We start from the raw sequence: 25,573 nt of genomic DNA on the forward strand, positions 1-25,573 counted from the left end.
AAAATAATGATTGGATCGCTTTTCTGAATAAACTATTACGCCACTTTAGGACCTTTTCTCTCATGTCCACGTTGAACGATAAATAAGAATACTGTTGATAAAATACCGCCTGCTAATAGTAAGATGAAGCAGCCATCCCAGCCAGAACGATCAACAATAACACCAATTGCTGCGTTTGCTACAAGACTTCCGCCTACATAACCGAACAGACCACACATACCAACTGTTGTACCTACTGCAAATTTCGGTACTAATTCCATCGCACTTAAACCGATTAAAAACTGTGGTACGTAAATTAAACAACCGATAATAGAAACTGCAATACTTACAACAAGTACGCTAGATGCTTGCCAATATACAACCGTACCAACAACAACTCCGGCCATACTCATAATACATAATGGCATACGTTTTCCTTTAAATAACTTATCACTTAAAAGACCAACGATTAATGAACTTGGAATTGCCATACCTTCAAAAATCGCGTATGCAGCATGCGCTTCTGCTTTTGAAAAACCTTTAACTGTCGTTAAATAAAGCGGAACCCAGTTAATAACACCGAAACGAATTAAGTAAACAAATGCATTTGCAATACATAAATACCAAACGAACTTATTTGTCACTACATATTTCATTAAAATTTCTTTTGGTGACATCTTATTAGCATTATCTGCTTTTTCAAGATTTTCATAGTCATTACGATACTCATCAATTGGAGGAAGACCTTCAGATTCTGGTGTATCCTTCGCATTAATCCAAACAAGAACTGCAATTACCATTGCGATAATCGCTGGGAAAATAAATACCCCGCCCTGCCAATGATTTTCACCGAAAATACCTACACCAATTCCGACAAGGGGCGGCACTAGCATTCCGCCAACGTTATGTGAAATATTCCAAATACCTGTTTTCGTACCACGTTCTTTCTTCGAGAACCATTTCGTCATAACGATACTACAAGGTGGTGCTCCCATACCTTGTACAATACCATTTAAGACAAGTAATGTAACAATCATCCCAAATGAAGATGCAAAACCGAAGCAAATATTTACAAGCCCTGATAAGAATAATCCGACTGCGATAAAGCGCTGGGCGAAAGCTTTATCGGATAAATTCCCCATAAAGAACTTACTAAATCCATAAACAATTGCCATTACTGAACCTAGCAATCCAATTTCCGCTGTACTAAAACCATATTCTTGTACTAAATACGTACTTGATAACGTAAAGTTACTACGCACTAAATAATAAGCAGCATACCCAACTGAAATTCCCATTAGCACACGAATACGTAATAATTTGTATACCCTGTCAATCATATCCGCCGGCAATCTCTCAATTGCAGGTGCTGGCTTAAGCCATTTAAACATATTCTTTCGTCTCCTTTTCTCACTGCTGAGAGAGACGCTGTCTATTCCATATCTCGATTATTCCACTATTTGATATATTTTTGTTCGTCCTTCTAACTGGCTGACCTTCTATCTCTTTCTGATTCTTCGCAAACATCGTTGGTACGCCAAACGAAACTTTTTCTAAAATGTGCCCCGCTTCTTCTGATAAACAATAATCAATAAATAAGTCCGCTATAAAACCACTCGGTGCACGCTTCAGTTTCGAAATCGCATTAACAGATAAGCCTGTTTGCTCAGGTTCATTACTTACAATAGGAAAGCCTTGTTTCTGAAGCATTCTCTGATCGCCCGCAAAATTGATGCCTATCATATATTCACCGCTCGCAACCAGTTCTGCGGGCATATAACCATTCACCGTTACTTCACCAACTTGCCTTGCAAGATTCTTAACATACTCTTTCGCTTCTTCTTCACCTAAAGTATCAATAAGTGATTGAAACAAAGTATATGCTGTGCCGGAAACATTTGGATCAGGCATTGCAATCTTACCCGTATATACCGGATCTAATAAATCTTGCCACCTTGATGGATAGGGAAGACCGAGCGGCGCTATTTCTTCATTCCACCGCTCTTTATTAATCGCGATTGCCAGTTTCTCCACTTCATAACCGTACCAATAACCATCTTTATCTTTAACAGTCTTTGAAATACGATTCGCATGCTTGGTCGTAACAGGAATAGAAAGGTTCTTTTGCTTCATCATTTGATGCGCATCTACTGTACCGCCAATAATAATATCCGCCTTCGGATTTCCAGCTTCCTCTTCTACTCTCCGAAGAAGTTCTTCTGTCGATAGACGAATAAATTCATATGTACACCCGCGTTGTTTACAAAATGACGAAAGCAAAGCTTCACCAACTTCCTCGCGGGCCGCTACATACGCAACGAGATGACGATCATCCAAAATAGGGAGACCACTTTTATTATATTTAATAGAGGTTGTATCTCGAGAGCAACTAGACATCGCTCCTCCGATTACTAGCAAAAAGAAGAAAAAGGCTATCTTTCTCATGACGCACTCTCCTTTACAAGGAATTCTGCTAGGGAGCCCTTCATATACATGACATTCCCGTTATTATCACCGAGATATTGCACAACAAAGTACGATGGATACACAGAAATAGTTAGAATATCCTCCCGCTCATTCTTTACACGTTTGCCTGTTTTATAGGCAGTAATATAAGCAATCGGCTCATTCTGTGATTGTAATAATTTCTGAATTTCTCCGTAGTCTGTAATTTGCTTTGCGTATCGAATAGAATCAAATATTTGCGTAAGATCTATAGTACGTATTACATCCCCTTGCCTCACTACAACTTCCTTTGCCTCCGCAAAGAAATTACTAATGCGCTCTGGTGTATAATACAGACTTAACAAATACGTTTGAAATGCTGAGATCATCGGATCCGTGCCATTCTTTCCGTATACATTAGCCTCGTACTGGAACAAGTCACCTACTGCAAAAGTACGTTTATGTCCATTCAAGTACGTTACTTCTCCAGTAAATACTTGTTCTTGATTCCTCGCTTCTCTCGGTTCTATTCGAATTCGGTCAAAGAATGAAACAATCGTATGCAAACGAACTTCATCCGTTACAACAATTTCTCCCCACTTCTCATGCCTTATTTTCACTTCAGTAGGAAGGGATTCATTCACTCTTTGTAAAACGGCTTGTTTGTCATCCACAATTGTGATTCGATTATATATTTGCTTCTCAATAACATAAAACAAAATAAGAGAAACGATCATACAAAAGACAAACATAAGAATTTGAAATGATAGCCTTTTCATTTCTGCCTACCTCCAAGATAAAAAAACGTTGTTTCGAAAATACCGCATAATTGTTTCATAAATGTATCATTTAACCGCTTTCAAGTTTTTTATGTCTTCCATCCGTCTCGGAAGTAAAAATGTAATGCATATTGTAGTTCCCATTTCTTCACTACTCTCAATTCGCATACTTCCGCCTTGCTTCTTCATAATCTCCTGACAAATGTATAAGCCATAGCCATTCCCGTAACTTGAAGGAAGCACCTTACCTTCCGGAGACTCATTCCATTCTGCAAGCACACCTTCATCCATACCAATACCATCATCATGAACAAAAACTTTCGCTTCCTGCTCATTTATAATTACATTCATACGAACTTGCGTAGCATCACTATATTTAATCGCATTATCAAGCACATTCAAGAAAATTTGCTTCGTCTTATCAAAATCCGCAACGACGTGTACTTCCGTTAACTCATTCATAACTTCAATTTCAAACTGCTGCAACCTCAGTTTCACAATCGAAACCGCTTCTTCTGCCAATTCTTTAATATTCACGACTGTAGGTGACACTTCAAACGTACTCTTCCCGTACTTTGAAGACTTAAGTAATTCCTCTACAAGTGATAATAGACGCTCACTTTCTACAGACACATAACGGAGGCTCTCCTGCACATCCTCCTTCGATTGTAACTTCGGAATTAAATCCACATAACCGATAATTGCCGTAAGTGGTGTTTTCAGCTCATGCGTAATGCGGTCCAAGAAATCTTTCTGTTTCTCTTTCTCTTCCTTCAGCTGCTTAATATGCAGCTCAATCCCATCAGCCATCGCATTAAAGGACGCTGAAAGCTGCGCAATTTCCACATACTCATTTAGCTCAATCTTACTTTCATAATCTCCATTCGCAAGCCGATATGCCATTTGCCTTAACTGATCAATTGGTTTATGGAGAGACTTCGCCAAACGAATCGCAAAGAAAATACCAGCAGCTACTAAACAAAGCGACGTTATTAAAAACGTCCAACTCACATTTGTTAAAACTTCCTTCTCATCCGTTAACTCATTTATAAAACGAATACTCCCAATGACATCGTTTCCATAATAAACCGGACTTGAAAACAAAAGAATTGGAGCTGGGTCTCCCTCCTCGAAAACATACGATTTCTTTCCCTTCAAAGAACTCTCAATATCAATATTCCGATGAAGTAACGCTCCTTTTTGTGTATCTGCAACAACATCTCCATTCTTCCCAATCATCTGCACCCGGACATCCATTCGCTTCGCTAAATACGAAGCAATTAAAAGCGAATTAGGACCTAACGTCTCCACTTCTGCTTCCTTCTCTAAATAATTCATCGTATAAATTTGCGCTTCCACACTTAACTTTTCTAAGGAATCTGCCGCATTATGATACACATTCTTCTCCAGTGCAATATAAACAACCGCATACAAAAGAACAAGAATTGGAATCAACAATCCAACTATTCCAAACACCATATTTCGTTTTAAAGACATATCATCACCTTTTAGCAATCAAGCTTATACCCCACACCATAAATTGTCTTAATATACTCCCCGCTCGCACCGAGCTTCTTTCGCAGTCTCTGCACCATAATATCAACCGCTCTCGTATTTCCGATATACTCAAACCCCCATACCTTCTCTAATAGCTCATCCCTCATGAACACACGCTGCGGATTCGAAACAAACAACTGACATAAATTAAACTCTCGGTACGTTAACTGAATCTCCTGCCCACTCACATGAAGCTTTCGTTCCTTTGGACAAATAAGTAAATCACCAGCCCCAATCACCTCATGATTTAAAGGAACCTCCTTCTTCGTCACGCGCCGCGCCATATTCTTCACCCGAAGAATAAGCTCCGCATAATTAAAAGGCTTCGTCACATAATCATCTGCTCCAAGCTGAAGACCAAGTAACTTATCATTCATCTGACTCTTCGCTGTCAACATAAGCACCGGAATATTACGCTCCTTCTCCCTGAATAAACGTAACAACTCATACCCATCCGTATCAGGAAGCATCACATCTAAAATAAGTACATCCGGCTGCTCATTCCATCTCTCTAAAGCTTCTCTACCATCAGCCGCCGTCAATACTTCGTATCCTTCCATCTCTAACTGCATCCGAATCAAATTACGAATACTCGATTCATCATCTACTACAAGTATTTTCATCATTCTCCTCCTTCCATCCTGTATTATAGTACAGTTTAGTATAGCAAAAATAAGACAAAAAAAGAGAGGGTATTGTCGAACATATTTTGTCGACGATACCCTCTCTTTCACTTATTATATTTATTTAGCATATCCATTTGGTTGTTTTTGATGCCAATCCCACGCATGCTCAATAATTGTCTTCACATTTACATACTCAGGATTCCATCCTAACTTCTCTTTCGCCTTTTGAGAAGAAGCAACTAAACGTGCTGGATCTCCCGCGCGACGTGGTGCTATCTCAGCCGGAATCTCATGATTCGTAACTTCACGAACTGCATCAACGATTTCTTTTACACTGAATCCATTACCATTTCCTAAGTTGTAGAAATCACTCTCTCCACCATTTTGTAGGTCTTTAAGTCCTAAGAAATGAGCTGCCACTAAATCTTCAACATGAATATAATCACGGATACAAGTACCATCTGGTGTATTATAATCATCACCGAACATCATAATCTTCTCACGTTGACCTAACGCCACTTGTAAAACAAGAGGGATTAAATGTGTCTCTGGACGGTGATCTTCCCCGATAATACCACTTGGAGTTGCACCAGCCACATTAAAGTATCTGAAAATCTTATAGCGTAAATTTGAAGCTTGGCTATACCAATGAAGCATCTTTTCGATTGCTAACTTCGTCTCTCCGTATGTATTCGTCGGATTTGTCTTCGTTTCCTCAGTAATAAGATTTACATCTACCTCACCATAAGTCGCCGCAGTAGAAGAGAAAATAAACTTATCTACTTTAAACTCATCCATTACTTCTAGCAGGCAAAGTGCACCATACACATTATTATTATAATACTGAAGAGGCTTCTCCATACTAACTCCAACTAAAGAATCAGCTGCAAAATGCATAACCGCCTCGATATTTTCTTGTTTAAAAACATCTCTTAAAAATTCCTTATCACGAAGGTCACCATTATAAAACTTCGCACCTTCCGTAATCGCATCTTCATGACCAGTTTGTAAATTATCTACTACAACTACAGATAAACCTTCGTCTACTAATTTTTTAACAGCGTGAGAACCGATATAGCCCGCTCCGCCGCAGATTAGAATTGAATTCATTGTCTTCCTCCTACATATATTAGGATTTCTTACTTACTCACTTTCTTATTATAAAAGGTATACGATTGCTCGTATACCTTTTATATATCATTACTTAGCTACAAAATAATCCGTTACATATTGTGCCCAAACTTCATGTCCCTTAGCACTTGGGAAACCGAACTCTGTTTGTAAGTACGGTAAAATTGCTTTCGTTGTTGCATCAGGCCAAGCTCCCCAATGATCAACATATGTATAACCATTTTGCGTCGCAAATTGTTTTAATGCTTCAATCGCTTTCGGATAATTCTTCGCACCATACACTGGGTTTGATGGTTGAATCATAATTGTAGCGCCTTTTGCACTAGTAGAAAGTGCTTGCACAAACTTCTGTGTACTCGCTACAGAATTTCCATTACCAGTTTTTCCGTTATCGGTAATAAATGGTGGTTCAAATAAAATTACATCTGGATTGTCTTTCGCAATCTCTTTATCGCGTTTATTTGCAATTAATTCCTCTGTACTTTCACCCTTATATTCCTTTACCGTCACATTCCATAAACCTTTACCGTAAGAAGCCTCTAAATTAGCAGTGAACTTAGCTACCCAAGCATCTTTTTCAGATGAAGAAGCTTCATCACCAACAATAACAAGATTTACTGCCTTCTTATCCGCAGCAGCTTTCTTTAACTTCTCTTTCACTGCATCTGGCAAGTTCTTCGCGTATGCTTCATTAAAAGATGACTTTACATCTTGTTTTTTCTCTTCTTTTTTCTCGTCCTTCTTCGCACGGCTATCTTTCACTTCAGCCTTTGTTTTCGTTACTTCACTCGTTTGCCCTGTTGCATTCGCAATCTTCTTATTCCAATATAATTTACCGCTCACAACAGAAGCAATAAACAATACAAAAATAAATAGGACAAGTACTGCTTTCTTATTCATCGATTCACCTCATCTATTAATCTCACAATATATAATACTAATATAAATTTAAGCAAAAATAAACCCAACTCCTTCCAAAAGAGTTGGGTTCAATATATATTACTTAGTCAATTCAAGATGTGCTTTTAACTTGTTCGTTAAATCTTGTTTTGCTGCGTCTGGAACGTAGTAGTACCAAATACCGTCAGCTGCTTTGTGACCGTCACCTGGGATTTGAATTTCCTCACTGTTCTGTATGCAATCTTTATAATTCTTTTGAATATCAAACATTTGATCTTGGGTTAAACTTGTTTTGACATTTTTCTCAATTGCTTTTAATACATCACCGTAGCTTGCTAGAGAAGAAACACTAGCGCCTTGTTTAATTACTCCTTGGATTACTTGACGCTGGCGCATTTGACGTCCGAAATCACCACGTGGGTCAAGTTTTCTCATCCTAGAATAATGTAATGCCTTCGTACCATCTAAATGAATATTTCCTTTTTCAAAATGAATTCCTTCATATGTGAAATCTAAATCATTATTTACATCTACACCACCAACAGCATCTACAATATCTTTAAATCCATCCATATTTACTTCAATATAATGATCAACTGGCACATTAAGAAAATTCTCTACTGTTTTTACAGCCATATCAATCCCGCCAAATGCGTAAGCATGATTAATTTTATCCTTTGTACCTTTTCCAACGATTTCTGTATAAGAATCACGTGGAATACTAACAATTTTCATAGATTTTGTCGTAGGATTTAATGTAAATAACATTAACGAATCTGATCTCCCTTGATCTTCACCACGTTGGTCCACACCCATCATTAAAATAGATATTGGTTTTTTATCCGAAACATCTACCTTCTGATCTCGTTTTTCAGATTTCTCGCGATCTAATGGTTTATGGACAGCATCTAATGTATTAGACACATTAGAATAAACAGTATATGCATATACTCCACCACCGACAATAAGAACGCCAATAATACCCAGAATCCAGAATAAAATTTTCTTTTTCATCTTTTTAACCCTCTTTCGAAAATCGAAATCTTTTCTCAAAAAACATAGTTACAATTATATCTTAAATACATTCAAAATATCTATAACTATGGTAAGTATTCGAACTCCCTTATGCAATTAATTGCAATAATTCAAAGTTCTATATATGCATTTTATACCAAAAATCTAACTTTTCATTTAATAAAACATATTCTTAATCAGCCGTTTGCAACTAATTCATTATACTCGTACGCCTTCTAAGCTTCTTAGTTTATATAGATTATTAAAATTGTAATAAGAAATTTGTTTACTACTTATATTCATACAATTACGCGTATCAAATATAATAGCCTTTCTTGCGTTATCAATAATGATTTGTTCGTCTACTTGTTTAAATTCATTATGGTCTGTTAGTACCAAAATACATTCTGCATTTTTCACAGCATTCTCTAGACTATATAAATTAAAATGCACCTGATTTTCATGAACATGGGGATCATGTACAGCAACTTGATAACCCTGTTCTGTAAGCAAATCTACAATTGTCATAGCTGGACTTTCTCTGACATCATCAATATTACCCTTATATGTAATTCCTAAAACTGCAACTTTTGCATTTTTATCTGGAATAATTTTCGCTAATTGTTCTACAACAAATGCAGGCATAGAATTATTTATAAAGCGCGCATTAGAAATTAATTGAGATTCTTCAGGTGCCTTTTCAATAATGAAATATGGATCTACTGCTAAACAATGTCCTCCAACACCTGGTCCTGGAAGATGTAAATTTACTCGAGGATGATGGTTAGCTAGCTTAATAACCTCTAAAGCATTTACGCCAAGTTTTTCGGAAATTTTTGCTAATTCATTTGCTAATGCAATATTTACATCACGGAATGTATTTTCCATAAGCTTAGACATCTCTGCTGTTACAGCAGTAGTTTCAAGGATTTCTCCTTGTACAAAACTACCATAAACTTCGGCTGCTTTTTGTGTAGATTTCTTATTAATCCCACCAACTATTCTTGTATTTTCTACTAATTCAATTAAAATACGTCCAGGTAACACACGTTCTGGACAATGTGCAAGGTAGATTTCTTCTCCTACATCCCATCCTTGTTCCTTAAGAATTGGAGCTACTACATCATCAATAGTTCTTGGTGGAATCGTAGATTCTACAATTACAATACTTTCTTTCTGTAAGAATGGTAAAATAGACTTAGTTGCTTCTACAACGTAGTCTAAATTTGCAGTGTGATCAGCATTATGTGGTGTAGGAACAGCAATAATAAATACATCCGCTTGTGTTGGATGTACACTTGCGTTCAATTTCCCTTTTTCTACTACATCTTTAACTAATTCTCCTAGTCCAACTTCTTCAATATGAACTTTACCTTGATTAATCATTTCAATTGCAACTGGGTTAACATCTACCCCTATAACATCATACCCTGTTCTTGCAAATATAGCTGAAGTTGGTAAACCAATGTAACCTAAACCTATTACACAAACTTTTTTATTCATCTTCATCAATCCTTATCTTTTTTATTATTTAACTCATATATCAAAGTTATAATGAATATAAAATCTTAAAAAATTATACTTACTCAAATAATTTCATATAGACGCACTATACTTTATTATCCTTCCAGTTAATTAAATCCTATTATTACGTATCATTGATTATCCAGTCCTTAATTATAAACTTCTTTGCACTACCTATAATCTTTTATTTCGAATATACCCCTTCTATTGAAGATAGCATTTTTTCAATCGTAAAATTTTCCTCAAATGACCTAAAGCCATTATTAGAAAGCTTATTATATAGACTAGGATTTTTTATAATTTCTAATATTTTTTGTGTGCCTTCTTTAGCATTATCTTTATCAAAAAGATAACCATTATAATCATCAACTACTATTTCATTATTACCTACAACATCCGTTGCGATAATAGGTTTTTTATATGATAATGCCTCTATTAATGAATATGGCATACCCTCGTATAAGGAAGTAGATAAGAATATATCAAAACAAATTAATTCTATATCTGGGTTTGAATGAAATCCTTTTAATTTAATAAATTCACTTAAATTATTCTCTTTAACATAATCAGAAACTTCTTTAAAATACTCTCCATCTCCAATATATACAAATTCAACGTTTTGATTTTCCTTAATCACTTGTTCAGCTATACGAATAAATAACCATGGGTTTTTTTGATAATCCATTCTCGCAATTGTTCCCACTACCAATTTCTCTTTACAACCTTTTAAAGGAAGTTCGCTATCTGTAGAGGGTGAAGAAATACCATTATATACTACCATTGATTTATTTAATGAAATGACTTTATGCCCCAAAGCAAATGCTTCTTCACCCTTAGAAACATGAAGGACCTTCGTGGTTAAAGAACCTAATAATTTTTCAATATTCTTGTATATGAATTTTTTCTTCGCTGATAAATTCGGGTTTTGAAATACATATGCATGTGGCGTATAGTATACTTGTTTTACTCCACATATTTTTGCTGCTATTCTACCTATTGCACCTGCTTTAGAGCTATGGCAATGAACAACCTGTGGCTTAATTTCCCGTAGTATTTTTATAATTAATTTTGTAGCTCCTATGTCATTCTTAACTGATAATTCCCTCACCATTTCTGTGACTTCGTAAAAGTAGAGCCCCTTTCTCATAAGATCATTTTTTGCCGATAGAAATACATCATCTACCCGCCTAGTACCATGTATAACATGTACTTCATATTTATTTAGGTCTAAATTTGAGAGTACGTCTACTAAATGCCTTCTAACTCCTCCACCTAATGCCTCACATATAAAAACAATCTTTTTCATTCCTCACTGCCCCTTTTATCATTAGTTAGATCTGCTTAATAAAGATTTAAGACCAATAATTAGCTTATTAGGAGCTACTAGCAGGATAAAAGATTTTATTATTCCCACATAACTTTCTAAAACTAGAGGGTTAAAATATTTTTTTTGAATTTTTATTCTGCTATACAACTGTCTTTTTCGCCTACTTAATGAGATACTATTTGGATTGATTTCTTTACAAATGAGAACTTCATCTAAATTCGAAACCTCATATTTATTCATTATCCTGAAGAAAAACTCATAATCTTCTGCTGCTGGAAAATCAGTGTGATATACACCAATCTCTTCAATAATCACTGTTCTAAACATAACGGATGGGTGTGGGAAACAACTATTAATATGCATCCTCTTTTTTATCTCATCTGTTGAAAGCGGCACACGCTCTATAAACACTTCTTTACCATTCATATCCGTATGCCTCACGTTTGATCCTATCAACATGTAATTTGGATTATCTAACATATATTTTTTCTGCTTATAAAATCGATTAGGCTCAATTGTATCTCCTGCATCTATCCTGGCAACAAATGTATAGCCATTATCACAAATATACTTTAATCCTAAATTTAAGACATGCTCAATTCCTTTATTAACCTCAGACTTTATAAAAATAATATGGTGAATTCCAATAGTTTTAGGAACACAAATTGATTCCTTACTACCGTCATCAACAACTACTACATCTACCTTCTCTTTTGTTTCCTTCAATAAAGATTCTAAGGTTTGATTTAAGCCAAATTGATCGTTATATACAGGAATTAATAATGCTACTTCTGACATATACTCTCTCCAATCATTTTTCTAATATAAATAAAAAAAGGGATTACAGGAATCTAAATTAATCTGGATTCCAAAATCCCTAATTCTGCTATATATTTCTTAAATTACTCCAGTTGATTAATAGCTGCATTAAGGCTATTTGTGTTCACTCAAATCTTTTTTGAAGAATTAAGTTTAGACATTGACACCTTATTAAATGCAGCAAGTCCCCCTAGAAATATAAGCCAATAGCTTAATGAAAAATCGTAAGGTCTTTGATAAATAGATAGGAAGTAAATTATACAAAAAATCCAAACATACCTGTTTCTCATAGCAAAAGCATGTCCCATAAAGTATATGGTGTGAAGACCGAATAATAAAAAACCATTTACTACTACAAAGGTTTTCCAAGATAACGCTTCTGAACCATAAGCATTTGCTTTATAAAAATACTCTTTTTCTTTCATCCCTAACAATAAGTTACCACTTTGCAAAAATTCCTTATATATTTGTTCAAACCCTGCATTCGCTCTTTTATTTCCTTCTAATTCGTTATTCCCTAACTCCAACCTGTAAAGAATCTTTTCATATACATAAGTATCTTTAGGTACAGTATTCATTAATATTAGTAGCACACCAATTGATAGCAAAGCATATTTATACTTCTTTACCAAAAAATATAAAAATATAATTACATAAAAAGCAAATGAGAAAGAGCATATCCCTGCTACCAATAATATTTTCTCATAACCTCTACGCAAAGAAAATCCTTTAGATGCTAAGATTAAACCACTAATTGTTCCAACTACTCCCGGTTCATCAAACATTCCACAAATTCTATCAATACTTCCTCCCCAAGGGAAAAAGTACCTTTGATCTGATCCGTTAAAAAAGTGGTAGATAGATAAATTAAAGTAATTCCTATAGTAAGGTTTTGTCCAAGATGTACTAGATAACTGAGACCATTGTAAATCTAGTCCTACAAATAAAAGAATAGCTATCACTATTGCTGGGATAAGAGATATGGCAATTATTTTAATAAAATTATCATAAATCTTTAAACGCTCCTCATTCCTTATCAGCACTAATGGGATAAGCGAAACAGAATATAGCCATAGATTACGAATAATATTATCGTCCTTAAAACTAAAAATTGCTATTAATACAAAGGCTAAAAAAGCACTAAATATACTTGATTTATTAATTTTGTAATCCGATATACTAATCCATAATAAAAATACTGAGATATGAATTATTCCAAAAAGAGGTATTATGCTATTGTTCCATGTGAAAAATGGATTTAACCATAAAAACCCAAAAAATGCTGCTATAAATATATATATTTTATAAAAAAGTGAATCTATTCTACCTTTTTGCATCTATTTATATCATCCTATCTTTAATCTTACTCTATTAAATATATTTTTAATGTCGCAAGAACCCTTCCTATATTTTTAGTTAATTTATTTTCCTACGATCTTTAGTATTAATATATTTATTATTTTAAATTAATCAAGCAAGTCCATATATTTTTTAGCATTAGAGCTATAACTATAATATTCCTTTAAATCCGTATAGTTAAAGTCTACATTATCTAAACTAATTTCAAGTAATTTATCTGCAATTTGTTCCTTTTGATTATTTACATTATCAAATAGCTCAGTTAAAGTTGAACCTATATTCAAAATCCGTTTATTTGCATACAAATAATCAATAATTTTACTAGGTATTTGACTTGTACTCTTGTTATTTAGATTAATTAACAAGTCCATTTTTTTCATAATGCTAATAATTTCACTTCTATTTTTAAATGTATTTACTGTAATAGGAATTGTTTTTATATCCAATCCCTCAACTTTTAAAAATTCTTCTAATGCATTAACATTTCCAAAATAATGAAAATGCAATTTGGGATTCTTTTTACTAGCTAATACTAGACCATGGATAAACTCCACTGGACTCCTAATCCCTCTATAAAAAGACCCTGCGTACATTATATTAAATTTATTCTTATCTATCTTATAGTTACTTTCAACCTGTTCTTCTTCAAATAGTTGAGGAATAACATGAACTTTCGACCTATTTACGCCCAAATTAGTGTAGCAATCTATCGCACTTTCTGTGGGTATTACTATAGAATCTACATTATTAAGCATCCTTGATTCTAGAAATTTATCATATTTTCTTATTTTCCGATCTGGATTAAAAGAAAAAGGATCTCCATAATCTGCTATCCACTTTAAATGCGAAGCTTCTTTTTTTAATAGATGTCCTGTAATATGAGTAGAAATTGGTAAACCTATAGTCACCATAGCTGCACTGTTACTATGCAATTTGTTTTTTTTAACATAGCGATATGCATTTATGGCCCACTCAATTGTTCGATCTGGCCAAACAAATACATCATAGAGTTTTTTCAAACCTTTAATAAGAAAATTGCTATGGGAATTATTTAGTATATTTTTATTAACATCCCATCTATTTTTTTCTTTATGAAGTAAAATACCTGGCTTCACTTGATGTACAGTTATATTATCTGAGTCTCTAGTACCAATCTCTTGATACATCGTATTTCTAGGAATTATTAAATCTACATGATATCCCTCTTGTATCAACGAAGATACAATACCTTTCACATGAAATGCACGGGCTACATTTTCCGGATAATACCAATAACTGATTACCATTACTCTCTTCATATTCCGTAATAAATCCCTTCTAAAATTCATTTGATTTACATCATATAACAAAATACTATCCACTCTCTAGCCCATTAATTCACTAGAGTTATACCAAAAAATCTTATTTTTAAATGCCCTTTATTTATTTCTCATAATTCGTCCGTAACCGTTTGAATAGTAATTAAATACTTGATTAATAGTACTTGTCCCAAAATCTGTTATCACTACCTGGTTTTCAGAGATTTCTATTTTCCTATATACTTTATGACCATAACCATTATGGCATCCTATAAAACTATTTTTTTTAAATTCTAAACAACGGCTATTGGTATTATGCTCTAAGCTAAATAAACCATTCAATTCATCATAAAAATTATTTTGTTCAATATCGCCAAATTGGACTGTAAAATGTGCTTTAGTTGACCTAAATAGATTTCTTTTCTCTGGTATTGGTGTGTATAAATATGTTCCAGGATCTTTGATAATATCTTCCCCATCAATTACTAACTCGATGCCGAGTTGATCGTTATGATCATGACTTCCTTTTCCATTAGTACCTAAGTGTCCACACCTAATAGCTAAATAGAAATCCTGAGATTTAAAAATATACATACCAAAATCGGAATATGCTATTTTTCCCATTCCCTCCATCAAATTAGATTTAGATCTAAAACTGTACTGAACAAATTTTTCTTGTTCTTCTATTTTACTAATTTCATTTTTTTCCTTTTCATTTATAGAAAAATCTAAAGTATCATGCTTTAAACACCTTGGAACAGATTCCTCATTTGTTTTGATATGATTTTTAACCATACTTTTAATTAATGTATATTCTATAGAAGGTTTATTTACAAAATTAAAAAATTCCTTCCTTTTAAATAAGGCATTGATTCCTGCTACTAGAAAACGATGATCTAAAAAGTCTTCATCCCAGTAATTCTCTTTATTTCTTAATTCATTATAAGCACTTAAATTTAAATATCTTTTTTTAGCTTCCTGAACTTTTAATAAATTATAAATTGGCTGTGCCTTGAAGAATCTTCCACTATCGTTATCGCCAAATTGCGCAACTTCCCCATTAGGCTTAGTAATATCAACTGTAAATTCCGCCATTTTTTCCAATCTTTCTATATACCAATTTGGAAATAACTCCTTGCTTGAGCAACCCCAAAATTTACTTGGATTAATTCTAAATCCTATTTTTTTACAAATATCAATATGTTTCTGTAATGTATAATTATGCATTATCTTTATTTTATTTTCAGGTAATGATAGGGCTACCGCTGTTGCATAAAGCATAAGTTCAGCAGACAAACGATGATACGTAGTTGAATTTTCAAAGTTTGAACCTTCTGCATAAAATTGAAAATCCATCTCTTGAATTAATTCTTGAAATGAAAAATTCAACCATGTTGATACCTCTTTTGTAACGGGAAGATATGCGGAAATGAAGAATAATCCTACAATATTAGATAAATAATGATTATTTCTTATCCCTTTATTACGTTCTAGATGGTTAAAAATAAATTTCCCATGATCATATATAGAAAGTACAAATATTTTTTCAAATTCCTTATTAAATTCTACTCCTTGTACTTTAAATAAATCATAAACCAAAAGCCAATTAGCCGCTCGAATCGCAACGTCCATAGTGCACGTCCAATTCACTCCAAAATTAGGGGGATTTACAGAGATAAAATCAAGAATTTCATCTTGAAATTCTCTTTCATATACCTCAGGATTATCAAATTCTTTGTTTCCTTTACTCGCTAGCATATATGCCCAAACAAATTGAATTAAATGTTGCATTCTGGAAAGTTCCCAAGGTACTTTAACATCAATTCCTGGCTCTATATTAAGATTCAATTCAGAATAATGTTTTTTGGAGTCCCACGTATATCCTGATTTGAAATCGATTCGCCAATCTATAGGTACATAACTACTAGATATATGACTCCTAACATATTTACTATAATTTTGATTTTCTTTATTAATTAAGGTTTTTATCCAATCACTATTCTTATCAACTTCAATTACCTTTGAAGTATACTGATATTTTTCTAATCCCGGGCACTTCATATTATATTTAACATTCACCCACCCTGATCCCAATAAATCAAAATAATGGTTCCTATAAAGTGAAGTTAAATCTCTAATTTGTAGCACTTCGTTTTCATCAAATTCATACTCCACGATTTTTGATAAAATCTCCTCTAATTCATAATCAAAAAATTCTTTTGAGTAACTAGAAGCTATACTATCTTTCCAACATTCAATCTTTCTTGATGATTTATAAACGATTTTTCTCTTCGCCTTCTCTAGGATTTCCTTTACAGATAAACCTTCTATTTTTTGGAAATAATTCAATATGCTATCACCTGCTTCTTTACTATTAAAATCTTTCGTTTTTTGCCAAAAAACTTAAACGTGTCTTCTCTCTTTCTTTATCACTATAAAAACAAAGGCGTATTGTATAACCAGTACCAATAAAGCATTAAATACTTGCGCCCACGCTATTCCAATGATAGACAAATGTTTTCCAACAAAATAATTAATTAACAAAATAATAGGAACAGAAATAAGGTTTACTAAAAAATTCTCTTTCATTCTTCCTAAAGCAATTAGCATAATTGCTACAATTGCATAGGATGAATATATTACGTATTTAATCATTAATACACCAGTATATGTAACAGTATTTATGTAAGAGTCCCCATAAAAAATAGGAACAAATATTTTCGCCCCTAAATAAACTGTAATCCCTACAAAAATACTTACTACTAAAGCCTTTTTTTGTATATTAAAAGTCATCTGTTTTAACTTATTAATATCCTTATTGCTTTCAGTCAAATACGGCGTATAGATATTCTGTAAAGTAGCAGTAACTTGCGTTGCTCCTAATAAAAATATAGTTGCTATTGCATAGTATCCCATCTCAACTCGATTTGTAGAAAAATTATCCATAATAATAATATCTGTATAATTTCCTATACTGTTAGTGAAATTAGCCAAAAAACTAAAAAAAGCAATATTCCAAAATGTAGAGGGTATTTTTCCGGACATATTATACGATATTTTTATAGAATTTACTTCTTTAAACAGTGGAAATAATCCTATTACTAATCCTAGAACTGTCGCAATAATAAACCCCTTAATACCGAAAAACCACGTACCAAGAATAATAAATATGGCATTTTGAATTTTTATTATTGATTGTATAACAGCCATTCGTTTTACCCTTTTCAGAGCCAACAAATAATTCATCAAAATATTTGTCATAGTAAGCATTGGAATACAGAGTGTATATACCCCCCACTGAAATACAGAATATTTCGGAGATAAAACTAAAAATAAGTTGAATAATATTACAGCAATCACACAAAAAATTATGCTTCTTCGAATCGCATATGAGAGAAGATAACTTTTTTCGTTGTCCTCCCTGGGTTCTGAACAATATTTTAATATTGCTGTATCAAGTCCAAAAGTACCTATTAGAACAGCTAATATTAAATAAGTCTGCAAGCTTTTTATCTGTGCCATACTTTCAGGAGAAATAAATTTCGCAACTAAAATAACACTTCCGAACCCAACAAACTGTACTAAAAATTTTGTTAATAATAAACTAAAAAAACCTTTTTTCTTAGTTGAATGATATTATTATGGATTTTCCCTCTCAGGTTTACCAGTAGCTGCATCATGTTGATTTCTCCTTAAAATCCATATCTTCAATACATTTTTCAATATTACATACCAAATCATTTATATTTCGATTTTCGAATAATATCGTACCCTCTGGCCTATTGCAAACATTACTTGCAATCGCTCTGCAATTAAAGTAAATTGCTTCTTCAATACTTATACCATAAGCATCACTATAAGTTGGTCGAATCATTATATCCGACTTTTTAAATAGGGGCCATAGTTCTTTTTGCCCTGTAAGAAATAATATATTATCCTCTATTTTGTATTCTTTAATTTTTTCTAAAATACTTTTAAAATAATCTTCATCGCCTATTTCTGCTAAAGCAAAAACCAACCCTATTTTTGGATACTTGTTTTTTAAAATTCTTATTACCTCTATACACATATCAATTCCATACAAATCTATATTCTGATAAAATGTAATCTTTGAGGCATTGCCTATTACTATTTGTTCACGGTTATTTAAAAAACTTATAACCTCTTCGCTATACGTTGACAAAATATGCTCTTCATCCTCTAATGGAGGTGGTATAAAAGGTGATTTTACCACAACTTTTTTAGGGAGTTGTATATTATTCTTTCTATATCCATCTTTTAAATGTTCTCCAACCAACACACACTGATCTACTTTTTTTATAAATAATTTAGTCATTATTTTTTTCATATGACGAAAGGTATCTAAAATTCTTATAGAATGATTTTGTAAAATGATTCTACATTGAAATGGCCGTAATAATAAAGCGACCATAGTTAATGTATTAAACTCATTGAGGTGGAAAGTATGTTTTTGTGGTGACATTACACAATGACACACTAAAAATTTCAACTTTTCTAAATGGCCCATTTTATCAAAATCAATGAATTCTACTTCTTTACCTTGTTTTTCTAGAAATTTACTATACCTATATATATATATACTCACGCCTCCCAATGGAGGAGGATAAGGACCTATAAGAAAATATTTTTCGCTCATATTTTACATTCCCTCTTAATTCCATTAAACGTACCAGATTTAATATTTATAATGGTATATCTAACATTATTATTTAGTTTTCAAAAAATTTGATATGAAAAATAAATAGATCCCTCAGATAGAAAAGACTATAACTCTCTCAAGGAATCTATTTATGATTAATCTCAAAAAGGTGCTTATTATGTTTAATAAGCACCTTTACGTAATACAACCAATAAAACTGTTTTAAATAAGATAGTAATATCTAATTTTAAGGATTGGTTATATACATAGTATAATTCTATATCTACTCTTTCTGGATATCCTACATCACTTCTACCACTTACTTGCCAGTAACCTGTTAAACCAGGACTCACAGATAAAAAATCTGAAGTTTTAGAACCATACTCTTTTAATTCTTCGTGGATTACTGGTCTCGGACCAACTAAACTCATATCCCCTTTAAGAACATTTATAAATTGTGGTAATTCATCTAAACTTGTTTTTCGTAAAAAGCGTCCTACGCTTGTAATACGTGGATCCTCTTCTGGCTCAAGCTTATAGTTATTGTCTATATATTTCTTATATAAAATTTCATTTCCCTCTAATTTTTCTTCTGCATTAACTACCATAGAACGGAATTTATAAATACCAAATACTTTACCATCTTTACCAATTCTAGATTGTTTAAAGAAAACTGGCCCTTTTGCATCCCCACGCATATAAAGGATAGGAATTATAATGAAAAATGGCGAAAATACTATTAAACCAACAATAGCACCTATAATATCTATAGTCCTTTTTAAGAATGCATGAACAATTGATATTTTTTTAACTACATCTATTTCTTTCTCTACAGATTCGTTTATTACTCCTCTTTCTTCCAATCCTTCTTCACCTCAACTTTACACATGTACATTTTCTGTTTTTACAAGTTCATTCATATACTCTATTAATTCATCTTTTAATTCTTTATGTTGTAATGCCATTTCAATTGTCGTCTTAATAAAGCCAAACTTCTCCCCAACATCATAACGAGTGCCTTCAAAATCATAAGCAAATACACGTTGAATTTCATTTAATCGTTGAATCGCATCTGTCAACTGAATTTCGCCACCTGCACCTGTCTGTTGATTTTCAAGGAACATAAAGATTTCTGGCGTTAATACATAACGACCCATAATTGCTAAATTGGATGGTGCTGTTCCTTGTACTGGTTTTTCTACAAACTGACGTACTTGATATTGACGACCATTTTGCGTGATTGGATCAATAATTCCGTAACGATGTGTTTCATTTTCTGGTACCGTTTGTACACCAATGACAGATGAATGTGTTGCCTCGCACTCGTTCATCAGCTGTCGTAAACATGGCGTATCAGCTTGTACAATATCATCGCCTAGCAATACCGCAAATGGCTCATTTCCAATAAATTTACGCGCGCACCACACCGCATGCCCTAAACCTTTTGGTTCTTTTTGTCTTATGTAATGAATATTAATTTTTGAAGAAGCTTGTACTTTTTCCAGAACCTCATGCTTTCCCTTTTCGAGTAAGCTTTGTTCTAACTCAAAAGAGTGATCAAAATGATCTTCAATTGCACGCTTCCCTTTTCCAGTTACAATAATAATGTCTTCAATTCCTGATTCTATTGCTTCTTCTACTATGTATTGAATTGTCGGTTTATCGACAATCGGTAACATTTCTTTCGGCATTGCTTTCGTTGCTGGTAAAAACCTCGTCCCAAGCCCAGCAGCTGGGATAATCGCTTTTCTTACTTTTTTCAAATGTAGTCCTCCTTAAGATTATTTATTACAATATAGCAATAACAAAAACCCTACCTATAGATTCATTTTTATAACTCCATAGGTAGAGTTTCTGGCATAAATAAAATTATGGGCATCTAACCCATCCTCACGTCATACCCCCGACGACAAGCGTCTAAGGTAGGTTGAAATATAATTTCTACCCACAGCACAACCGAGTGCCTCCGTTGATAACGGTTAGGAGACATCACCAAGACTCTTCAATTAAAAAATACCGAACAATTTTTTACGACGAATTTGTTCTGGATCTTCTTTATAAATTGCTTTTCCGCTAATTAATAAATATGGATTTTCTTTTAAATCACTCATAACGTTCATTCCGAATTCTTTTCCGATTAATTCGTAGCTTTCCGCTAGATGAAATCCTCTTGATGTTGTGTTATGTGCATCTGATGCGATCATATGCGTTAAATTATGTTCAACGAGTTGTAGTGAGAATTTTTTTATCTTTTTGCCGAACTTTCCTAGTAAACTTCCTGCCGTTACTTGTGTTAATGCACCTTTACTTACAAGATTGTATAACTTATCTGGCCGCTCGATTAACTCGGCATTGCGTTCTGGATGAACGATAATTGGGATCATTCCTTTAACACGTAATTCATATAATAGTTGCTCTGCATAGCGAGGTACGTGATTAGATGGAAACTCAATTAATATGTATTTATTCGTTTCGTTTAAGGTAACGATTTTACTAGCTTCATAGTCTTTTAATAAATCACCATATAACCTGACCTCTTGCCCTGGTAAAATTTTCAGTGGAATTTCATTTTGTTGTAGTTCATCATTTAGTTGTTTTACTTGATGAATAATTGAAGTACGTTCATTTGTATATTTCCCGTTTTGATGGTGTGGTGTTGCGACGATTGTATGTATTCCTTCTTGGACAGCCTTTTGTGCCATGGCCAGACTATCTGTTACTGTTTGTGCACCGTCATCGATGCCAGGTAAAATGTGACAATGTAAATCAATCATTTGTTTCATCCTCCCTCTCTCATATAAAAATCTTTTTTCCTTTGAATATGAGTTATCTCATATCCAAAGGAAAAAAGGAGATATGTTCTTGCCATATCTCACTTTTTAATTAGTTTGCACCGTAGTAATAATATAAGCCTTGTTCACGTTCACGGTCGTTCAGGACAACGCCTAACAGTTTACCTTTAGCCGATTCTAACAATCCTTTTGCTTTTACCGCTGTTTCCTTTTCTGTCGATTCACTACGAACGACAAGAATAGATGCATCACATACATTCGCCATAATTTGCGCATCTGTTACAGCTAAAATTGGCGGTAAATCAAAGATGACTAAATCGTACATACTATATGCTTGCCCAAGAAGTTCTTTCATCGATTTCGAACCTAACAATTCCGCCGGATTTGGTGGGATTGGACCACACGCTAAAAAGTGTAAATTATCAACTAATGTCGTTTGTACACACTTCTCTAACCGTTCACTATGTGTTAATACATTCGTTAATCCGAAAATATTATCAACTTGGAACATTTGATGCATCGCTGGTTTACGCATATCTGCATCAATTAATAATACTTTCTTTCCTTGTTGAGCAAAAACAACTGCCATATTCGCCGTTGTCGTCGTTTTCCCTTCACTCGGGTTAGCAGACGTTACCATTAACGAATGTAAATTCGTATCAACAGATGCAAATTCGATATTCGTTCGAATATTACGATATTGTTCTGAAATTGGTGATTTCGGTTGTTGATGAGCAATTAATTGACGACGTTGACGATGATTTTGTTTCTTTTTAAATAAACTATTAAGAGCCAATTGTCTGTCCCCTCACTTTTCTTGATGATGAAGCATGTGATTTCACGTTCATTGTTTCTTCATCCATACGTGCTACAATACCTAACACCGGTAAGCCAAGTAAGTTTTCTACATCTTCTTCTTTTTTCACTGTGTTATCTAAGTATTCTAGTAAGAATGCAAGACCAACTGCAGCCATTAATCCAACAACGAAAGCAATTGCGACATTTAACATCGGGCGTGGTTTAATTGGAGATTGATTTTCCGCAACTTCTGCTTTTGACAATACAGTTACGTTATCAACATTCATAATTTTTGCAACTTCACCTTTAAATACATCCGCTGTTGCATTTGCAATATCACGAGCTAACTTCGGATCTTTATCCTCCGCTGTAACAGAAATGACCTGTGAGTCTTTTTCGTTTGCAACATTAATCTTTTCTGTTAAAGCTTGTGCAGTCATATTTAAATGTAATTTTTCATTCACTTGGTCTAAGACTACTGGACTTTTAATAATGACCTTATATGTATTCGTTAATTGAATATTTGTTTGAATTTCACCAGCTTGAATCATTGCACCCTCTTGCTTTTTCTGGTTAACAAGAATTTGCGTTGAAGATTGGTAGATTGGTGTCATGAAGAAGAAGCTAATGATAGCACTTACAATAGCTGCACCAAAGGCGATTACGAGGATCATTGCTAAACGTTTTTTTAAAATATAAAATAACTCTTTTAAACTAATTGTTTCTTCCATAAGTCCCTCCAACTTTCTAAAATTTGCACATAAGAAAAATTATAACATATAATCTTACATTTTTTTATTTTAGTCATATCTATGTTCTTTTGTTATTTGAAAACATATATAATCTTACAAAATAATCTTAAATATGACAACACATTCCATCAATTTTACAAAATTCCCATTATATCATTTTTTTTATATAATTAAATATATAATTTTAAAATAATTCAAAAAAGCTGGTAACAACACTTACCAGCTTTAAAAATTACTATTTTATATATTATTTTCTAATAATATCCATATTGCTCTTTTTCTTCTTTTTTATCATTTAAAACGACGCCAAGTAGTTTTCCAGATGCTTTATCTAATATTTGTTTCGCCTTTATCAGTTTATCTTTTTCTGTTTTTTCACTACGAGCTACTAATACAATTCCGTCGCATTTATTTGCGAGTATTTGTGCATCTGTAACGGCTAGGACAGGTGGTGTATCGATTAAAATGACATCAAACATCTTATATGCCTCTAGAAGCATTTCATCCATTTTACGGTATCCTAGTAGTTCTGCAGGGTTGGGCGGAATTGGGCCTGCTGGCATGACATATACATTATCTATATCTGTTTTTTGAATACATTGCATAAACGAAGCCTGTCCTGATAATAAATTTGTTAAACCATTTGGATTGTGAACCGCAAATAAGTTTTGTAATGTCGGCTTACGTAAGTCCGCCCCAATTAACAATACTTTTTTCCCTTGTTGACCGAAAACAACTGCTAGATTAGAAATAGTTGTTGTTTTCCCGTCTCCTGGATCTGCTGAAGTGACAATAATAGAACGAATATGGTTATCTACAGATGTAAATTCAATGTTCGTACGAATGTTACGGTATTGTTCTGTAATACGTGATTTAGGCTCTTTATGTGTAAGTAATTGTCGTAATGGTTTTCTTTTCTTTCTTCCGAACATGTTCTAGTCTCCTTTTTCAAAATGCGACCTTTTCCCTTTTTCTCTTTTATGCTCGATATGCTACGCCTATTTTTCATTTACTTCTACCGTTAAATTTCCCCATTACTTTCCTCTACAGTTCATCATAACGAATCATAATAACCTTTGTCCTATCTCATAACCTCTATAATGTGACAACGACATCTCTATTTTTGTCGCACTATCATTTATCTTAATTTCAAGATATTTACATCGCTATTATATAAAAACTTCCATTCATTTACAATAAATATTCTGATTACTTTGTATTTTTATATTTAGAACAAAAAATATAGGTAATTAAAAAAATCCTTCTGTAATATGCAGAAGGATTTTTTAATTACTCTCTATTCTTTTTTATCACCAATTGCAAATGTAATTTCAGCTTCACACGCAACTTCACCATCCACTGTTGCGATTGCTTTTCCTTTTCCGATTGGTCCACGTACGCGTGTCATTTCTACTTCTAAACGAAGTTGATCACCTGGGCGTACTTGTTTTTTGAAGCGGCAGTTGTCGATGCCTGCGAAGAAAGCAAGTCTCCCGCGGTTTTCTTCTTTCTTTAATACAGCAACTGCACCAACTTGCGCTAATGCTTCTACAATAAGTACACCAGGCATAACTGCATAATCTGGGAAGTGTCCATTAAAGAACTCCTCGTTTGCAGATACATTTTTAATTCCAACCGCTCTTTTTCCCTCATCCACTTCTAATATTTTATCAACAAGTAAAAACGGATAGCGGTGTGGAATGATTTCTTTAATTTGTTCTATATTTAGCATGTAACAATCGCCCCTTTTGCAATATTGGTCTTACCACTTGGACATATTGTTATTATCCCATTTTGTTTATTATTTGTCATT

Annotated in this window: 22 protein-coding genes and 1 pseudogene; all 23 read right to left on the bottom strand. The window is 33.4% G+C overall.

Features of this window, described 5'->3' with window-relative positions:
- Positions 1-35: 35 nt before the first annotated feature.
- Positions 36-1,370 carry an MFS transporter gene (pgtP, locus tag JFT95_RS23835; protein WP_002184617.1) on the bottom strand — a complete coding sequence of 445 codons (1,335 nt, stop codon included), beginning with the start codon at positions 1,368-1,370 and terminating at the stop codon, positions 36-38.
- Between the two features lie 19 nt (positions 1,371-1,389).
- On the bottom strand, positions 1,390-2,424 hold the full coding sequence (locus JFT95_RS23840; RefSeq protein WP_201053394.1) for an ABC transporter substrate-binding protein: 1,035 nt from the start codon (positions 2,422-2,424) through the stop codon (positions 1,390-1,392).
- On the bottom strand, positions 2,421-3,203 hold the full coding sequence (locus JFT95_RS23845) for a DUF3919 family protein (RefSeq protein WP_201053395.1): 783 nt from the start codon (positions 3,201-3,203) through the stop codon (positions 2,421-2,423). The genes JFT95_RS23840 and JFT95_RS23845 overlap by 4 nt, the downstream gene beginning before the upstream one ends.
- A 66-nt stretch (positions 3,204-3,269) precedes the next feature.
- Complete coding sequence (locus JFT95_RS23850; protein WP_201053694.1) at positions 3,270-4,700, bottom strand: HAMP domain-containing sensor histidine kinase; 1,431 nt, start codon at positions 4,698-4,700, stop codon at positions 3,270-3,272.
- An 11-nt stretch (positions 4,701-4,711) separates the two neighbouring features.
- Positions 4,712-5,383 (bottom strand): response regulator transcription factor, encoded by a 672-nt coding sequence (locus JFT95_RS23855; protein WP_201053397.1) that lies wholly within the window; start codon positions 5,381-5,383, stop codon positions 4,712-4,714.
- A 120-nt stretch (positions 5,384-5,503) separates the two neighbouring features.
- Entirely contained in the window at positions 5,504-6,496 is a 993-nt protein-coding gene (gene galE, locus JFT95_RS23860; RefSeq protein WP_201053399.1) for a UDP-glucose 4-epimerase GalE, read from the bottom strand.
- Positions 6,497-6,586: 90 nt separating this feature from the next.
- On the bottom strand, positions 6,587-7,417 hold the full coding sequence (locus tag JFT95_RS23865; protein ID WP_113936216.1) for an SGNH/GDSL hydrolase family protein: 831 nt from the start codon (positions 7,415-7,417) through the stop codon (positions 6,587-6,589).
- Positions 7,418-7,516: 99 nt separating this feature from the next.
- Complete coding sequence (gene tagU / locus JFT95_RS23870; RefSeq protein ID WP_016102283.1) at positions 7,517-8,431, bottom strand: polyisoprenyl-teichoic acid--peptidoglycan teichoic acid transferase TagU; 915 nt, start codon at positions 8,429-8,431, stop codon at positions 7,517-7,519.
- A gap of 219 nt (positions 8,432-8,650) precedes the next feature.
- The gene (locus JFT95_RS23875) at positions 8,651-9,934 is read right to left on the bottom strand and encodes a nucleotide sugar dehydrogenase (RefSeq protein WP_159147298.1); all 1,284 of its coding nucleotides are present in this window, start codon (positions 9,932-9,934) and stop codon (positions 8,651-8,653) included.
- A 205-nt stretch (positions 9,935-10,139) separates the two neighbouring features.
- Positions 10,140-11,261: a glycosyltransferase family 4 protein gene (locus JFT95_RS23880; RefSeq protein WP_159147300.1), complete on the bottom strand. Its 1,122-nt coding sequence runs from the start codon at positions 11,259-11,261 to the stop codon at positions 10,140-10,142.
- Positions 11,262-11,282: 21 nt separating this feature from the next.
- The gene (locus JFT95_RS23885) at positions 11,283-12,080 is read right to left on the bottom strand and encodes a glycosyltransferase (protein WP_159147302.1); all 798 of its coding nucleotides are present in this window, start codon (positions 12,078-12,080) and stop codon (positions 11,283-11,285) included.
- Positions 12,081-12,229: 149 nt separating this feature from the next.
- Positions 12,230-13,438, bottom strand: coding sequence for a transcriptional regulator (locus JFT95_RS23890; RefSeq protein ID WP_201053402.1), 1,209 nt, complete (start codon positions 13,436-13,438; stop codon positions 12,230-12,232).
- A 129-nt stretch (positions 13,439-13,567) separates the two neighbouring features.
- Positions 13,568-14,758 (bottom strand): glycosyltransferase family protein, encoded by a 1,191-nt coding sequence (locus JFT95_RS23895; RefSeq protein WP_159147307.1) that lies wholly within the window; start codon positions 14,756-14,758, stop codon positions 13,568-13,570.
- A gap of 120 nt (positions 14,759-14,878) precedes the next feature.
- The gene (locus JFT95_RS23900) at positions 14,879-17,107 is read right to left on the bottom strand and encodes a heparinase II/III family protein (RefSeq protein ID WP_159147309.1); all 2,229 of its coding nucleotides are present in this window, start codon (positions 17,105-17,107) and stop codon (positions 14,879-14,881) included.
- 54 nt (positions 17,108-17,161) lie between these two features.
- Positions 17,162-18,316: pseudogene (locus JFT95_RS23905) on the bottom strand (lipopolysaccharide biosynthesis protein); the annotation flags it as partial.
- Between the two features lie 118 nt (positions 18,317-18,434).
- Positions 18,435-19,415 (bottom strand): glycosyltransferase family 4 protein, encoded by a 981-nt coding sequence (locus JFT95_RS23910; protein ID WP_159147313.1) that lies wholly within the window; start codon positions 19,413-19,415, stop codon positions 18,435-18,437.
- Positions 19,416-19,600: 185 nt separating this feature from the next.
- On the bottom strand, positions 19,601-20,281 hold the full coding sequence (locus JFT95_RS23915) for a sugar transferase (protein WP_159147315.1): 681 nt from the start codon (positions 20,279-20,281) through the stop codon (positions 19,601-19,603).
- Between the two features lie 18 nt (positions 20,282-20,299).
- Positions 20,300-21,181 (bottom strand): UTP--glucose-1-phosphate uridylyltransferase GalU, encoded by an 882-nt coding sequence (galU, locus tag JFT95_RS23920; protein WP_201053404.1) that lies wholly within the window; start codon positions 21,179-21,181, stop codon positions 20,300-20,302.
- 243 nt (positions 21,182-21,424) lie between these two features.
- The gene (locus JFT95_RS23925; protein WP_151304999.1) at positions 21,425-22,192 is read right to left on the bottom strand and encodes a tyrosine-protein phosphatase; all 768 of its coding nucleotides are present in this window, start codon (positions 22,190-22,192) and stop codon (positions 21,425-21,427) included.
- Positions 22,193-22,301: 109 nt separating this feature from the next.
- Positions 22,302-23,006, bottom strand: a complete 705-nt coding sequence (locus tag JFT95_RS23930; RefSeq protein WP_016102294.1) for a CpsD/CapB family tyrosine-protein kinase — start codon at positions 23,004-23,006, stop codon at positions 22,302-22,304.
- The gene (locus JFT95_RS23935; protein WP_201053405.1) at positions 22,996-23,739 is read right to left on the bottom strand and encodes a YveK family protein; all 744 of its coding nucleotides are present in this window, start codon (positions 23,737-23,739) and stop codon (positions 22,996-22,998) included. Before JFT95_RS23935 ends, JFT95_RS23930 begins: the two co-directional genes overlap by 11 nt.
- Before the next feature lie 275 nt (positions 23,740-24,014).
- A complete protein-coding gene (locus tag JFT95_RS23940; RefSeq protein WP_201053408.1) occupies positions 24,015-24,692 on the bottom strand; it encodes a CpsD/CapB family tyrosine-protein kinase in 678 nt (225 codons plus the stop codon).
- Between the two features lie 365 nt (positions 24,693-25,057).
- Complete coding sequence (gene fabZ / locus JFT95_RS23945; protein ID WP_000931959.1) at positions 25,058-25,492, bottom strand: 3-hydroxyacyl-ACP dehydratase FabZ; 435 nt, start codon at positions 25,490-25,492, stop codon at positions 25,058-25,060.
- Positions 25,493-25,573 lie beyond the last annotated feature (81 nt).

The organism is Bacillus sp. TH17, from assembly GCF_016651125.1.
Classification (GTDB): domain Bacteria; phylum Bacillota; class Bacilli; order Bacillales; family Bacillaceae_G; genus Bacillus_A; species Bacillus_A mycoides.

Excerpts from the sequence above, each read along its gene's own strand:
- JFT95_RS23850 (WP_201053694.1), bottom strand. The coding sequence starts at position 4,700 with ATGTCTTTAAAACGAAATATGGTGTTTGGAATAGTTGGATTGTTGATT.
- JFT95_RS23890 (WP_201053402.1), bottom strand. The coding sequence starts at position 13,438 with ATGCAAAAAGGTAGAATAGATTCACTTTTTTATAAAATATATATATTT.
- JFT95_RS23865 (WP_113936216.1), bottom strand. The coding sequence starts at position 7,417 with ATGAATAAGAAAGCAGTACTTGTCCTATTTATTTTTGTATTGTTTATT.
- JFT95_RS23855 (WP_201053397.1), bottom strand. The coding sequence starts at position 5,383 with ATGAAAATACTTGTAGTAGATGATGAATCGAGTATTCGTAATTTGATT.
- JFT95_RS23845 (WP_201053395.1), bottom strand. The coding sequence starts at position 3,203 with ATGAAAAGGCTATCATTTCAAATTCTTATGTTTGTCTTTTGTATGATC.
- JFT95_RS23875 (WP_159147298.1), bottom strand. The coding sequence starts at position 9,934 with ATGAATAAAAAAGTTTGTGTAATAGGTTTAGGTTACATTGGTTTACCA.
- JFT95_RS23925 (WP_151304999.1), bottom strand. The coding sequence starts at position 22,192 with ATGATTGATTTACATTGTCACATTTTACCTGGCATCGATGACGGTGCA.
- JFT95_RS23840 (WP_201053394.1), bottom strand. The coding sequence starts at position 2,424 with ATGAGAAAGATAGCCTTTTTCTTCTTTTTGCTAGTAATCGGAGGAGCG.
- JFT95_RS23910 (WP_159147313.1), bottom strand. The coding sequence starts at position 19,415 with ATGAGCGAAAAATATTTTCTTATAGGTCCTTATCCTCCTCCATTGGGA.
- pgtP (WP_002184617.1), bottom strand. The coding sequence starts at position 1,370 with ATGTTTAAATGGCTTAAGCCAGCACCTGCAATTGAGAGATTGCCGGCG.
- JFT95_RS23880 (WP_159147300.1), bottom strand. The coding sequence starts at position 11,261 with ATGAAAAAGATTGTTTTTATATGTGAGGCATTAGGTGGAGGAGTTAGA.
- JFT95_RS23885 (WP_159147302.1), bottom strand. The coding sequence starts at position 12,080 with ATGTCAGAAGTAGCATTATTAATTCCTGTATATAACGATCAATTTGGC.
- JFT95_RS23935 (WP_201053405.1), bottom strand. The coding sequence starts at position 23,739 with ATGGAAGAAACAATTAGTTTAAAAGAGTTATTTTATATTTTAAAAAAA.
- fabZ (WP_000931959.1), bottom strand. The coding sequence starts at position 25,492 with ATGCTAAATATAGAACAAATTAAAGAAATCATTCCACACCGCTATCCG.
- tagU (WP_016102283.1), bottom strand. The coding sequence starts at position 8,431 with ATGAAAAAGAAAATTTTATTCTGGATTCTGGGTATTATTGGCGTTCTT.
- JFT95_RS23895 (WP_159147307.1), bottom strand. The coding sequence starts at position 14,758 with ATGAAGAGAGTAATGGTAATCAGTTATTGGTATTATCCGGAAAATGTA.
- JFT95_RS23940 (WP_201053408.1), bottom strand. The coding sequence starts at position 24,692 with ATGTTCGGAAGAAAGAAAAGAAAACCATTACGACAATTACTTACACAT.
- galE (WP_201053399.1), bottom strand. The coding sequence starts at position 6,496 with ATGAATTCAATTCTAATCTGCGGCGGAGCGGGCTATATCGGTTCTCAC.